The sequence below is a fragment of the Alteromonas sp. NFXS44 genome, assembly GCF_040148705.1.
Taxonomy (GTDB): Bacteria; Pseudomonadota; Gammaproteobacteria; order Enterobacterales; family Alteromonadaceae; genus Alteromonas.
Genome location: NZ_JAGDEA010000005.1, coordinates 769,150 through 783,027, shown reverse-complemented (window position 1 = coordinate 783,027; position 13,878 = coordinate 769,150). Strand labels below are relative to the sequence as shown.

The following is a 13,878-nucleotide window of genomic DNA, read 5'->3' as shown; positions in this document are numbered from 1 at the left end:
TCAGCGAAATTATGAGAGCGCGTATTATAACGATGACGTTACCATACGCAAGTAAAATCAATCTGTGTAGACGACTCTGCGTTTCGGCGAAACAAATACCTCACCGGCATCTGCTCGCGGCTGGTCTTTCGGCGATACCACGCCTTCTCCTACCCCCAGAAACAGCACTTCATCATCTTGTCTTATATACACGCGGTATTGTTCTCCGGCAACAAGTGATGCCGGGCTGTCAGGCCGTACACTCTGACCATGTTCAAAACGGGCATATTGCTGTGAGTCCAGCAAGATTTCCGGTAATGATAAGACAGCCGTGTCCATGGGTAACAGCAGTTGATCAAGGGTGTCAAACTCCCCCTCGTCCAGAGCTTCCTGCATAGCAATCACGTCATCCAGAGATACCATCTTACCTGCAGGATAATCAGCAACTTCCGTACGATGCAGGCGGGTAACGTAACCGCCACAACCCAATTGCTGACCAATGTCATCCACCAGGGAACGGATATAAGTACCTTTGCTGCAACGCACACGCATGTCTACATCAGGTAACGCCATGCGGGTAATTTCCAGTTCGAAAATGGTGATATCCCGGGCTTCTCTTTCTACTGTAATGCCCTGACGCGCATAGTGGTAAAGCGGCTTTCCCTGGTGCTTCAATGCTGAAAACATGGAAGGGATTTGCTTACTCTGGCCAAGAAACGCCTGGCAGGCACTGCGGACTTCGTCCTCAGAAACATTTACCGGCTTTTCTTCCACGACATCCCCGTCAGCATCGGACGTCGTCGTTCTGACGCCCAGGTGCATGGTGACTTCGTAAGTTTTATCAGCATCTAACAGAAACTGAGAAAACTTTGTCGCTTCGCCCAAGCATATGGGTAACATGCCGCTGGCCAGCGGATCCAGCGCGCCGGTGTGACCGGCTTTCGCCGCTTTATAGCACCAGCGTACTTTTTGTAAAATCTGGTTAGATGAACCGCCTGTTGGCTTATTCAACAGCAATATACCGTTGATACTACGGCCCTTACGACGTCTGCCCATTAATCCTGCTCTTCGTCCCGCTGCTTACTTTTCGCTTCATCTTTTGCAATGGTTTCAGAAACCAGATTTGAGATGCGAATACCTTCGGTGAGCGATTCATCGCGGAAGAAATGCAAATGCGGCACACTGCGCATGCGCAAGCGTTTAGCCAGCAACGAACGAACGAAGCCCTTTGACTCTTCCAGTTGTTTTGTATGCGCTTTGGCCTCTTCTTCTTCGGCACCATAAATTGAAATGAAGATTTTCGCGTGTGCCAAATCTCTGGAGACTTCCACGTCTGCCACCGTGATCATAGGGATATTACCCACACGGTGCTTGTATTCATTTTGCAGAATGCTGGCAACTTCTTTATGAACTTGCTGTGCCACTCTGTCTGTACGAGAAAATTCCCGTGCCATAGTTAACTCCTCATACCTGCATCAGGCTATAAGGACAAAAACGGGGGCTAACGCCCCCGCTTTGTCATTCAGCCATTTCAGGACTAAATTTGACGTGCAACTTCGATGACTTCAAATACTTCGATTTGGTCGCCAACTTTTACGTCATTGTAGTTCTTAACGCCGATACCACATTCCATACCGTTACGTACTTCCTGCACGTCGTCTTTAAAGCGACGCAGTGATTCCAGTTCACCTTCGTAGATAACTACGTTATCGCGAAGAACACGAATTGGATTACTGCGCTTCACGATACCTTCAGTAACCATACAACCTGCGATGGCACCCAGTTTCGGTGATTTAAACACATCACGTACTTCGGCAAGACCGATAATTTCCTGACGGAATTCAGGGGCAAGCATACCGCTCATTGCCGCTTTCACTTCGTCAATCAGGTTATAGATAACGCTGTAATAACGCAGATCGATTTCTTCACCTTCAATGACGCGGCGTGCAGTTGCATCGGCACGTACGTTGAAGCCAAGAATGATAGCGCCGGAGGCCGCTGCAAGTGTTGCGTCAGTTTCAGTAATACCACCTACACCACTACCAACAATGTTCACTTTAACTTCGTTAGTAGACAGTTTCAGCAGTGATTCAGAAATCGCTTCCACAGAACCTTGTACGTCAGCTTTCAGTACGATGTTCAGTTCACTGATATCACCGGCTTCCATGTTTGCAAACATGTTTTCCAGTTTCGCTTTCTGCTGGCGGGCAAGTTTCAGTTCACGTTTCTTCTGATGACGCTTAGCTGCTACTTCACGGGCTTTACGCTCGTCCTGTACAACGACTGCATCTTCACCGGCTACCGGTACACCGGATAAACCCAGTACCTCAACAGGTGTAGAAGGACCAGCTACTTTCAGTTCGTTGCCGTTTTCGTCGCGCATAGCACGAACACGGCCGTACTCTTCACCACACAGTAAAATATCGCCGGCACGCACTTCACCTTCCTGAACGAGAACCGATGCAATGGGACCACGGCCTTTATCAAGACGCGACTCAATCACCAGACCACGACCCGGACCATTCGGTACGGCTTTCAGGTCGAGTACTTCAGCCTGAAGACTAATAGCTTCCAGCAAATCGTCAACACCCATACCTGTTTTCGCAGATACGTTTACAAACTGGTGTTCACCGCCCCACTCTTCTGAAATAACTTCCAGTTGAGACAGTTCAGTTTTAACACGATCCGGATCCGCTGTTTCTTTATCCATTTTGTTAACAGCAACAATCAGAGGTACACCAGCCGCTTTCGCGTGCTGTACCGCTTCTTTAGTTTGCGGCATTACACCGTCATCTGCTGCAACAACCAGGATTACGATATCAGTTGCGGTTGCACCACGTGCACGCATTGCAGTAAACGCGGCGTGTCCAGGTGTATCCAGGAAGGCAATTTCGCCGTTATCCGTTTCAACTTTATATGCACCGATGTGCTGAGTAATACCACCGGCTTCGCCTGCGGCTACTTTAGCGCGGCGAATGTAGTCAAGTAACGACGTTTTACCGTGGTCAACGTGACCCATGATGGTAACAACCGGTGCACGGGTAATTTTCTCACCCTGACCGGATTCTGACATCAGTTCATCTTCCAGTGCATTGTCATTAACCAGCTCATACTTGTGGCCCATTTCGTCGATAACAAGTGTGGCAGTATCCTGATCCAATACCTGGTTGATCGTAGCCATCTCGCCCATTTTCATCATGGTCTTGATGACTTCGTTAGACTTAACAGCCAGACGGTTAGCCAGTTCACCAACGGTAATAGTCGCACCCAGTCTAACAACACGTTCAACTGGCTGAGCCGGCTTATTAAAGCCTTGCTTCAGATGCTCACCGGCATTTCTCTTCGATTTCTTACGGCGACGTGAAGAACGCTCAACTTGCATGTCTTCTTCGTCTTCCGCTTCCTGCGCGTAACGGTTTGAGTGCATGTGAACTTCAGCAGCCTCATCACGTTTACGACGCTCTTCTTCTTCCTTCCAGCGACGCTCGTTTTCTTCAGCCAGCTTACGGGCTTCTTCAGCCGCACGCTTTGCTTCTTCTTCAAGCTTTTTCTTCGCTTCTTCTTCCTGTTGCTTACGCAGGCGCTCTTCTTCCTGACGTGCAGCTTCCTGCTCAGCCAGTTCTTCAGCACTCAGCTCAGGCGCTTCAGATTCTTTGCGGGCTTTCTCTTCAGCAGCTTTACGGGCACGCTCTTCTTCCGCCTTCTTCTTCGCTTCCGCCTCTACACGCGCTTTTTCTTCAGCCACTTTGCGGGCGGCTTCAGCGGCGGCTTCTTCTGCTGCTTTCTGCTCAGCTTCAAGACGCGCGCGTTCTTCTTCCAGACGGGCCTCTTCTTCAGCTGCTTTCTGTTCATCAACTTCGCTGCGCTTCACGTACGTGCGTTTCTTACGTACTTCAACTTTTACAGACTTAGACTTGCCTACACTTAACGTGCTGGTAGTTTTACGCTGCAGCGTCATTCGTGTCGGTTCGCCAGAACCGGCGCTACCGTGTTGCTTGCTCAGGTGCTCAAGAAGTTGACGTTTCTCATCTTCTGTAACGGAATCATCAACTGCTTTCGTAATACCGGCATCTTTAAACTGAGTTACCAGTCGGTCAACGGTTGTTCCAATGTCGCTGGCGAGCTTTTCTATGGATACTTCTGCCATCTTAGTCTTTTTCCCCTTATTGACCTTCTTCTTCACCAAACCAGACAATATTCCGTGCCGCCATGATGAGTTTTCCGGCGTCTTCTTCGGTCAATCCTTCGATATCACTAATATCGTCTGTTCCCTGCTCAGCCAGCTCTTCAAGGTCAGTAATTCCACGGCTAGCAAGGACATAGGCAATGTGTTTATTCATACCGTCAAGGTTCAGCAGCGCTTCAGTCGGTTCAGCGCCTTCCAGCGTTTCCTCATTCGCCAGAGCACGGGTAGTCAGTGCAGCACGTGCACGATTACGCAGTTCCTCAACAGTGTCTTCATCAAGGCCGTCAATGGCCAGCAGTTCGCTAACAGGGACATAAGCTACTTCTTCAAGTGTGCTAAAGCCTTCGCTAGCCAATAATTCTGCAAAATCTTCGTCAATATCCAGACCTTCAACAAACACCTGAAGTACTTTGGCAGTTTCTTCTTCGTGCTTCTTATTCAGGTCGGCAACTGTCATGACATTCAGTTCCCAGCCGGTCAGCTGGCTTGCAAGGCGAACGTTCTGACCACTCCGGCCGATGGCCTGTGCCAGGTTGTCCTGCTCCACTGCAACATCCATCGCATGAGCGTCTTCGTCTACTACGATAGAAGCCACTTCGGCAGGTGCCATTGCGTTAATAACGAATTGCGCCGGGTTTTCGTCCCAAAGCACAATATCAACGCGCTCACCGCCAAGTTCGCCGGATACAGCCTGCACACGTGAACCACGCATACCTACGCAGGCACCGACAGGGTCAAGACGCTTATCGTTTGTCTTCACAGCGATTTTTGCACGTGAACCCGGATCGCGGGCAGCAGATTTTATTTCCAGTGTCTCTTCGGCAATTTCCGGTACTTCCAGACGGAACAGCTCAACCAGCATGTCAGGATGAGTACGGCTGATAAACAGCTGTGCACCGCGTGCTTCAGGACGGATAACGTAAAGCAGACCACGTACACGATCGCCCGGACGGAAGGTTTCGCGGGGCAACATATCGTCACGGTAAATAACACCTTCAGCGTTATTACCCAGGTCGATGATAATGTTGTCACGGTTAACTTTCTTCACCGTACCGGTTACCAGTTCGCCAACCTTGTCTTCGTATTCTGCAACCATTTGCGCGCGTTCAGCTTCACGTACTTTTTGTACGATAACCTGCTTGGCGGTTTGCGTAGTAATACGGTCGAATGCAATAGATTCAATCTGCTCTTCAACATAATCGCCCAGTTGTGCGTCAGGATCGTCAACTTGTGCGGCAGACAGCGACATTTCTGCATACGGATTTTCCTGTTCGTGATCGTCAGGAACAACCTCCCAGCGGCGGAACGTATCAAAATCACCGGTGGTGCGGTTAATGCTTACGCGTACTTCAATTTCGCCTTCGTTCTTCTTTTTCGTTGCGCTGGCAATCGCGTACTCCAGTGCTTCAAAGATCTTTTCTCTAGGCACTTGTTTTTCATTTGAAACGGCTTCTGCCACTAACAAAATTTCTTTATTCATTTTCGCCTCACTGATGCTTTCTTACGCTGAAAGCGTGCTGTTCCATTAGTCAAATGTGGGAACAATGTTTGCTTTTTCGATATTCGCCACAGCTAACTGGAACTGCTGGCCATCCACTTCGATATTGATCATGCCATTTTCACATGACAATAACTTTCCTTTGAAATTCCGCCGGTTATCCATAGGCACAGTCAAACGCACCTGAATAACTTCACCCACGGCCTGCTCATAGTGCCTGGCCTTGAACAAAGGTCGATCCATACCCGGAGAAGACACCTCCAGGTTGTATTCCGTAGTAATTGGATCTTCAACATCAAGAATCGCACTTGCCTGGTAACTGACTTCCGCGCAATCATCAACGGTTACACCATTTTCATGGTCGATAAAAACACGCAAAATCGAGTGCTTACCTGCACGTACAAATTCCACGCCTACCAGTTCGTAACCCAGGGCTTCAACACCCGGCTCAAGCATCTCGGTCAGTTTATCTTCAAGCTTTGCCAATCCTTACCTCCAAAAACGAAAAAAGGGCATATAGCCCAACTACTTAATTTACTGCCTGAAAAGGGAATAAATCAGTTTAAATACAACAAAAAGCCCCGTACTAGCGGGGCTTTTTGCAAGAATCTGAACCCTGTCTGCCAGAGGCAGTTGCAAACAATACAGGTTTAACTACGAAAATACGCAGAAAAGTTTGCAAAATAGTTAGGCGTATACCGTGTATAATGCTCCAGTAAGCCCGCTAACTAACTAGTTGGAGCGCATTATACTGGTACTCAGACCAGATATCAACTCAGTAGCGGGTTTGGATCTTCATCTTTCCAGCGTTCTTTCACTTCCAGAATATCATCCAGACACTGGTCGAGTAATGCGATGAGTGCCGGGTCGAAATGAATACCGCTCTGAGAATGCATAAAGTCGAGGGCTTTATCCACCGGCCAGGCTTCTTTATATGGTCTCCGGCTGGTGAGCGCATCAAAAACATCCGCCACTGCCACAATACGCCCTTCAATGGGAATGTCTTCCCCGGCGAGAGCTTCAGGATACCCGGTGCCATCCCATTTTTCATGGTGTGTCAGTGCAACGATTCGCGCCAGATTCATGAGGTCAGAGTCTGCATCACCGAGTATTTCTGCACCAATTTTGGGATGGGTCTTCATGACTTCAAATTCTGAATCAGTGAGTCTGCCGGGTTTGAGCATAATACTGTCCGGAATCCCGATTTTACCAATATCGTGCATGGGGGCAGCGTGAAGCAGCATATCTGCCCTCGCCTCAGAAAAACCGTACGCCAGCGCGATGATTTTTGAGAAGTGACTCATGCGAAGCACGTGCATGCCTGTTTCGTTATCTTTATATTCCGCCGCCCGGCCGAGTCGTTGTATGACCTGCATACGGGTGCGTCGTAATTCTTCAGACTGTACCAGGGAAAGGTGGGTCTTTACCCTCGCCAGCACCACCGGTGGCGAAATAGGTTTGGTGATATAATCCACGCCTCCGACAGCAAACCCTTCCGCTTCATCAGTCGCATCATTAAGGGCTGTAACAAAAATAACCGGTATATGCTTAAGACCGTGTGTTTTTTTAAGATGTGTACAGGCCTGGAAACCTGTCATTTCCGGCATCATCACATCCATTAAAATAAGATCAGGACGTTGTTTCTCAGCCAGCTTTAAGGCTTCATCACCGCTTTTTGCAAAATAAAGGGTATAGTCTTTACCTAATAATTGTTTTAGTACCCGCAAGTTAACCGGTTCGTCATCTACCAGCAGTAATTTGGGCTTTCCGGCTTCACCAAACACACTTATTCCCCTGTTTGTTCTGTAGATGCAAGTAGTTGCTTAATTCGTTCAACAGCACGCTCAAATTCAAAGTCATCCATATCCTGCAAAATGCCCTGCACCGGTACATTGTAGCTGCCAAAATACTGGCCCTCACAATATTGATAGGTAGATTCGTCAAACTGATTCTGGGCCGCTGAAACCAGCAGTGCATTCAGCGTGTTACGCAAGGCAGCAATGTCGATTTCCTCACGGGATTCTTCTGCAGCAGGCTCTTCCTTCTGCCGGTTGAGTTCATTTTCGACTTCCCGCAGTGCCGTCTTAAGGGTAGGAATATCTTCGGCACTTAAATGATCATTTCTTGCGCTGCGCTCGAACTCACCGCACAAATTCATCAGCTTCGTTAAACCCAGGTTACCACTGACACCTTTCATGCCGTGGAGATATTTCACAACCTGCTCGTAATCATCATCAGCGAAGAAATTCACCAGTTTAGTTAGAGTTTCATGACTGTTGCGCAGAAACTGTGAGATTTCCTTATTCAGGGTATCCTTATCGCCCCAAAGCTGCACACCGCGGCGATAATCTATTGCACAGGCCTCTCTGGCTGTTTCTGTTTCACGTACACTTTCCTTTGTTTCAAGACCCAGCACTCTGGCAATTTCATTCACCAGTACAGGAAAATCGATGGGCTTGTTCGCAAAGCCTTCCATGCCGGCTTTTATCGCATCCTGTTTATCCTGTACCAGTACACTGGCGGTTAAGGCGACAATAGGCAGTTGTTTCAGATGATGTACCTGCTCATATTCACGGCGTCGGGCCGCCGCTGTCAGACCGTCCATTACCGGCATCTGTAAATCCATCAACACAATGTCGAAACTGCCTTTATTCATTTTTTCCAGTGCTCTGGCACCGTTCTCTGCAAAATCAACTGTGTGACCAGCGCGGTTTAACAGCAAACTGATAAGATCAATATTCTGGCTGATATCATCCACCACCAGAATGTGCAGTGGCGGTAAATCAACTGTTGCTGCACGGATTTCACTGGCCTGTTTTTCCACCGCAGTGAGAGGCAGCGTGAAAGTGAAATTAGTACCTCTTTCCGGTTCGCTGGACACCGAAATCGTACCGCCCATTAACTCAACCAGTTGTTTACTGATTGTCGTCCCAAGACCGGTACCACCATATTTGCGGCTCATGGAAGCATCTGCCTGCGCAAAGGCATCAAAAACCCTGCTCACCTGTTCGCTGGTCATGCCGATACCGCTGTCGCTGACGGAAAATGCGATCATACCGTCGGCGTCCGGGTAGACTTCTACATCAACTTCACCGTGGGCAGTGAATTTCACGGCATTACTGATGAGGTTATTCAGCACCTGCCGGATACGCTCAGGAGCACCGTAATAGTAATCAGACAAAGATGGCGAAACACTGACCCCCAGCATCAGCCCCTTTCTCTTCGCTTCAAGCCAGTAGGTAGAAACCACCGTGTCAATTTCTTCGGTAATTGAAAAATCACGGTATTCAAGATCTAGCTTGCCTTTATCAAGTTTGGCACTGTCGAGAATATCGTTTAGTAAATGAAGTAACGAGCGCGCAGACCGGTTAATGGTTGTCAGGTGTTTATGCTGGCCGTCTGTGAGTTTTTCATCCAGTAAAATATCACTGAAACCGATAATGGCATTCATGGGTGTACGGATTTCATGACTCATATTAGCAAGGAAGCTGGCTCTGGCCGCAGCGGCCTGCTCGGCATCATTTTTCGCATGACGCAGCTCTTCCTCCATTTCCTTACGGGAAGTGATATCCATAATAAAGCCGTCGACCCAGCTCACTGTCTTGTCGGTGCTGTGTACAACGTTGCCGTACTCGCGCAACCACTTTATTGTTCCGTCTTTATGAACAAGACGGTATTCCACATAAAACTCAGCGCCGGAACGGCGGGCAGTAAGGAACGACTCCCGGTCGTCCTCATGCACCAGTTGCTCAAGGGTAACCGGTGAGTCTGAACGGATAAATGCTGAAACCGGATATCCGCTGAATTCCTCAACAGCCGCACTGACAAATTCGAAAGGCCAGCCGGGTGTATTCATACTGCGATAAGCAATGCCGGGAATATTATGGAAAAAAGACCGGAACTTAGCTTCGTTGTCCCTGATAGTCTTTTCCATTTCGATGCGTTCGCGGTTGTCGCCCACGATGACCACAAACAGATTTTGTTCACCTAATCGGGTGTGGCCCACACCCACCCGAACCGGAACCCGCAGGCCCGTTTTATTAAGTGCTTCTACATCACGGCTGACTCCGATAATTTGTTCATCAACAGGAACCACTTCCTGCCGGAAGAATTGCTCGTTGTAGCGGCCGCGCATTTCTTCAGGGATCATACGATGAATAGAATGGCCGGTAAGATCTTCTTCTGTCCAGCCCAGTATGGTTGTCACCGCCTGGTTCATATTCAGCACGGTTCCCTGGTCATTGACGGTAAGGATGCCATCAATAGCAGTATCCATCAGCGCAAGCTGTGTACGGCGGCTGTTCTCAGCTTTTTGAGAAATATCCATATAACGGAACAACATTGTAATGCCCATCACAATGCCAATAATCAGTAACGTGAAGAAACTCACATAGCCCGCAAGGATGTACGACAGATACTGATCCTGAGCAGAGGTTTCCAGTCCGGGAGGGGCAACAAAGCGCGCAGCAGCCATACCGGTATAGTGCATTGCCGTGATTGCACAACCCATCACAACGCTGGCGATAACACGGGTACCTTTAAATCCGCGGGAAATTGCAAATCGCTTCAGACCAAACTTTATCCATAAAGACAACATCGCCAGCAATACCGCTACAACGATGGATAAAGCAAAAACAAGCAGGTTGTACCGTAACAGAGGCGCCATTTCCATAGCCGCCATCCCGGTATAATGCATCGCCCCGATACCCGAGCCGACAAGGACGCCGCCAATAAATACCTGTGAAAATTTCACTTTCCGGTGAGTCAAACTTTGCAAGGCAACAAATGCTGCCAGCACCCCGGGAATAAATGACATAAATGTTGTCCACGGAGCCCAGGTAACGGGAGTACACAATTCAAAAGCCAGCATGCCAATAAAATGCATGGCCCAAATTCCGCCTCCCAGCGCCAGACTTCCCAGACCAAGCAAAATTAGTCTCCGGTTATTATCTTCAGATTCTGCGGCCTGACCGGCTACGCGGAACGCCATATAAGAAGAAGCAACCGATATAAAAATGGAAATAGTTACCAGAACAGGTGAATATTCGCCGGTAAGTAACAGAGAGGTGTCAGGAATGACAAAAAAAGACATCAGCCATTCGAGCATCAGTAAGTCCGTGTATAGTTTATTATCAATAGTTAGCGTAACAGCTATTGAGTGAAGTACAAATTGGTTGCAGGGCGAAAGTCGTGAAGATGCCGAAAAAGTACGGTGAAGCGCAACTTAATAAAAAGTGATGACTTATCTGTGGGAAAAATATTTGGGAATTAACTTAGAACTTAAACATTCGGAGTGGTTGCGGGAGCTGGATTTGAACCAACGACCTTCGGGTTATGAGCCCGACGAGCTACCAGACTGCTCCATCCCGCGTCCGAATTAAATAGATTGTGCTCTCAAAAAAAGTAAAGTGGTTGCGGGAGCTGGATTTGAACCAACGACCTTCGGGTTATGAGCCCGACGAGCTACCAGACTGCTCCATCCCGCGTCCGTTTACTTACCGGCTGTTGGCTGTTTGAAAGCCCCCTGCCGTTGAGTGATGCGTATTATACATAGGCATTAATCCTTGGCAAGGGATAGAAGTAAGAATATTGCAATTTTTTGACTGTTCGGACAATATTCCGGCAGACCGCTCAATCCGCATACAAATTACTGTAAAAGACTCTCCATTTTGGTAGCTAATTTGAAGTCCAGCTCAGTAATTCCACCTGCATCATGGGTCGTTAATGCAACATCTACTTTATTGTAAACATTAAACCATTCCGGGTGATGGCGTAGTTTTTCAGCCCATATGGCAGCCTGAGACATCCAGCCAAAGGCGCGGATAAAGTTTCTGAAAACAAATTGCTTCGTCAACTTCCCTTCTTTTAATACCCACTGCTTATCTTCTGCTAAACCTTCATTCAGTTCTGTGAGCGCTGCGGCAATCGCCTGGTCATCCAACTTTTCTGTCATTTCACTGCTCCTGCTTTCATTATTAGATGTGTAAATCTGTCTATATAGTTATTACGCTTACTTTGTCCTTAGCGGATTCACTCTTCAAGTGTTCGTCTGCAGAAAGTGCAGACTAGTCCGGGAGGCAAACTTTACAAGCCCCCTTTCAGTTAGGTATCAGTTCAAATACCCATGTTTATCCCCCGGTATTTTTCTTCCTCTTCAACTTTTGTTTAATAGGTTCCGAACAAACAACACAACAAAAACTTTTAACTACTTCGAGGATTTAACCATGTTGAAAATTGTTAAGACTTCTATCATCGCTGCAACTCTGGGTTTAACTTTCGCTGGCGCAGCTCAGGCTGATATCAACGACGACTTAGCTAACATCTGTACCATCGTTCAGGCTGACGACAAAGGTGAACTGCGTAAGAAAATTCGTCTGGTAGAATCTGACTACCGTCTGAAACTGCGCGATTACTACTCCGGCATCAGCTGCGGCGGCAACAGCCTTATTCGTACTGCCATCAGCAGCAACGCTGTAGAAACCGGCACTCTGTTAGTTAAGAAAATGCCCAAAGGTGACCTGGGTGCACCGGAAGCTGATGGCAAAACGTTACAGGCATGGGTAAACGAAACCGGTAACCAGGGTAGCCCCATCGCTGACGAACTGGCTAAGCGTCTGTAATTTCATTACGACTAAAAATTTAAAGTACCATTTCAACATGGTAGCAGGCGAAAGCCTGCACTTAAGAAGCGGCGGAAACGCCGCTTTTTTTCGTCTGAAATCCGGTCTGGCATTTTTCGCAGATGTGCGGAGATAAAAACATTAAAATCCCAGATGCAAAATAGAAAAACTAAATCAATAAATACAATTACTTATATATCAATTAGCTGGTTAATGTATTTCACAACATACCTTAGTATTCACCCTGCTATTTTTCATTCTGCATTAATTTAGTTTAATTAAACCCGAACAAACAACACCACTTTTTAATTTTATTTCTGAGGAATTAACCATGTTGAAAATTGTTAAGACTTCTCTCATCGTAGCAACAATGGGTTTAGGTTTTACTGGCGTAGCGCAAGCGGATATCAATGACGATCTGGCTAACATTTGTACTATTGTACAAGCTGACGATAAAGGTGAGCTGCGTAAGAAAATTCGTCTGGTAGAATCTGATTACCGCCTGAAGCTGCGTGATTACTACTCTGGCATCAGCTGTGGAGGCAACAGCCTTATCCGTACTGCCATCAGCAGCAACGCAGTAGAAACCGGCACCTTGCTGGTGAAGAAAATGCCCAAGAGCGACCTGAGTGCACCGGAAGCTGATGGCAAAACCCTTCAGGCCTGGGTAAACGAAACTGATAACCAGGGCAGCCCTATCGCGGATGTTTTGTCTAAGCGCCTCTAAGGATTCAGACGAAACAGAAGATACCATTTCAACATGGTAGCAGGTTAACGCCTGCACTCTAAAGAGCGACGGAAACGTCGCTTTTTTCTTTTATAAATCTGATAAATAAGAGAAATTCACCCTCTCATAAAAGTTATATCTGAAAATACGAAATAGCTGGTTAAAACTGGTCACGGGGTAAAAAACAACAATCTGCGGGAGAAAATATACCCGTCAAAATTACGTAACTAATTGTAAAATATATAGATACTCAATTTACCGTATTTTATCACATACCCAAGTATCAGCCCGGGCGTATCTAACGGGGTTGTTATCGTCTTTAATAGACAGCGAACAAACAACATCTTTGCGGGTGCTTCCGGCGCCCTGTTTTTTAAACAGGATAAACAGAATGAAAACTATCAAAACAACACTAATCGGTTTATCTCTGCTGGCTTCCAGCAATGTTGTTCTGGCCGGCACCAGCGAAACAGCTTCCGTAGCAGCGGCTTCCGGTGTTGCAGAGATTTCAGTGAAAAAGAAAGTTCGCGCAGGTAAATCCTTAGACAAAACCATTCTGACGGCGGCAGCCGGAGAAGAACAACAGACTGCAGACATCTTCAGCTCCCTGCAGGAAAACAAAAAGACACTTCTTTTAAAAAACTTACCAGACCATCTTGTTGCGGCTAACCCGTAACATGCACCAGGGAAGGTGTTGAACCTTTCAACATGGTAAGCAGAGTAACATCTGCATCTCCGCGGCCCGTTTTACGGGCCGCATCTTTTTCTGCAATCCGGATATAGTCCATCCTGCCCTGCTCATACCTGTTCCTGTTTTGATAAAATTGTCATGAAAGTTGCTGATTATTCGGGCAGAATAATAGCCGTT

12 protein-coding genes and 2 tRNA genes are annotated in these 13,878 nt (G+C 47.4%); 3 read left to right on the top strand and 11 right to left on the bottom strand.

The window, feature by feature from the left end; translation table 11 throughout:
* Nucleotides 1-57 precede the first annotated feature (57 nt).
* From truB to J3369_RS08705, 10 genes are all read right to left on the bottom strand, one after another.
* Nucleotides 58-1,035 (bottom strand): tRNA pseudouridine(55) synthase TruB, encoded by a 978-nt coding sequence (gene truB, locus J3369_RS08750; RefSeq protein WP_349585840.1) that lies wholly within the window; start codon nucleotides 1,033-1,035, stop codon nucleotides 58-60.
* Nucleotides 1,035-1,433, bottom strand: coding sequence for a 30S ribosome-binding factor RbfA (gene rbfA / locus J3369_RS08745; RefSeq protein ID WP_303574328.1), 399 nt, complete (start codon nucleotides 1,431-1,433; stop codon nucleotides 1,035-1,037). Before rbfA ends, truB begins: the two co-directional genes overlap by 1 nt.
* An 83-nt stretch (nucleotides 1,434-1,516) precedes the next feature.
* On the bottom strand, nucleotides 1,517-4,126 hold the full coding sequence (infB, locus tag J3369_RS08740; RefSeq protein WP_349585838.1) for a translation initiation factor IF-2: 2,610 nt from the start codon (nucleotides 4,124-4,126) through the stop codon (nucleotides 1,517-1,519).
* A gap of 16 nt (nucleotides 4,127-4,142) precedes the next feature.
* Nucleotides 4,143-5,645, bottom strand: a complete 1,503-nt coding sequence (gene nusA, locus J3369_RS08735) for a transcription termination factor NusA (protein ID WP_303574330.1) — start codon at nucleotides 5,643-5,645, stop codon at nucleotides 4,143-4,145.
* Between the two features lie 45 nt (nucleotides 5,646-5,690).
* Nucleotides 5,691-6,149 (bottom strand): ribosome maturation factor RimP, encoded by a 459-nt coding sequence (rimP, locus tag J3369_RS08730; RefSeq protein WP_303574331.1) that lies wholly within the window; start codon nucleotides 6,147-6,149, stop codon nucleotides 5,691-5,693.
* Nucleotides 6,150-6,433: 284 nt separating this feature from the next.
* Complete coding sequence (locus tag J3369_RS08725) at nucleotides 6,434-7,447, bottom strand: HD domain-containing phosphohydrolase (protein ID WP_349585835.1); 1,014 nt, start codon at nucleotides 7,445-7,447, stop codon at nucleotides 6,434-6,436.
* A 2-nt stretch (nucleotides 7,448-7,449) separates the two neighbouring features.
* Nucleotides 7,450-10,770, bottom strand: a complete 3,321-nt coding sequence (locus J3369_RS08720; protein ID WP_349585833.1) for an MHYT domain-containing protein — start codon at nucleotides 10,768-10,770, stop codon at nucleotides 7,450-7,452.
* Nucleotides 10,771-10,957: 187 nt separating this feature from the next.
* Nucleotides 10,958-11,034, bottom strand: a tRNA-Met gene (locus J3369_RS08715).
* Nucleotides 11,035-11,072: 38 nt separating this feature from the next.
* Nucleotides 11,073-11,149 (bottom strand) — tRNA-Met (locus tag J3369_RS08710).
* 161 nt (nucleotides 11,150-11,310) lie between these two features.
* Nucleotides 11,311-11,616 (bottom strand): 4a-hydroxytetrahydrobiopterin dehydratase, encoded by a 306-nt coding sequence (locus tag J3369_RS08705; RefSeq protein ID WP_349585831.1) that lies wholly within the window; start codon nucleotides 11,614-11,616, stop codon nucleotides 11,311-11,313.
* Between the two features lie 271 nt (nucleotides 11,617-11,887).
* Here J3369_RS08705 and J3369_RS08700 point away from each other — a divergent pair, with 271 nt between their 5' ends.
* The 3 genes from J3369_RS08700 to J3369_RS08690 all read left to right on the top strand — a co-directional run bounded on the left by J3369_RS08700 (nucleotide 11,888) and on the right by J3369_RS08690 (nucleotide 13,686).
* A complete protein-coding gene (locus J3369_RS08700; RefSeq protein WP_303574505.1) occupies nucleotides 11,888-12,283 on the top strand; it encodes a DUF3718 domain-containing protein in 396 nt (131 codons plus the stop codon).
* A 331-nt stretch (nucleotides 12,284-12,614) separates the two neighbouring features.
* Entirely contained in the window at nucleotides 12,615-13,010 is a 396-nt protein-coding gene (locus J3369_RS08695) for a DUF3718 domain-containing protein (protein ID WP_349585828.1), read from the top strand.
* Nucleotides 13,011-13,401: 391 nt separating this feature from the next.
* Nucleotides 13,402-13,686: a hypothetical protein gene (locus J3369_RS08690; RefSeq protein ID WP_349585826.1), complete on the top strand. Its 285-nt coding sequence runs from the start codon at nucleotides 13,402-13,404 to the stop codon at nucleotides 13,684-13,686.
* Here the strand turns inward: J3369_RS08690 and J3369_RS08685 are convergent.
* On the bottom strand, nucleotides 13,676-13,798 hold the full coding sequence (locus tag J3369_RS08685; protein WP_349585824.1) for a hypothetical protein: 123 nt from the start codon (nucleotides 13,796-13,798) through the stop codon (nucleotides 13,676-13,678). The two genes, J3369_RS08690 and J3369_RS08685, sit on opposite strands and share 11 nt — an antisense overlap.
* Nucleotides 13,799-13,878 lie beyond the last annotated feature (80 nt).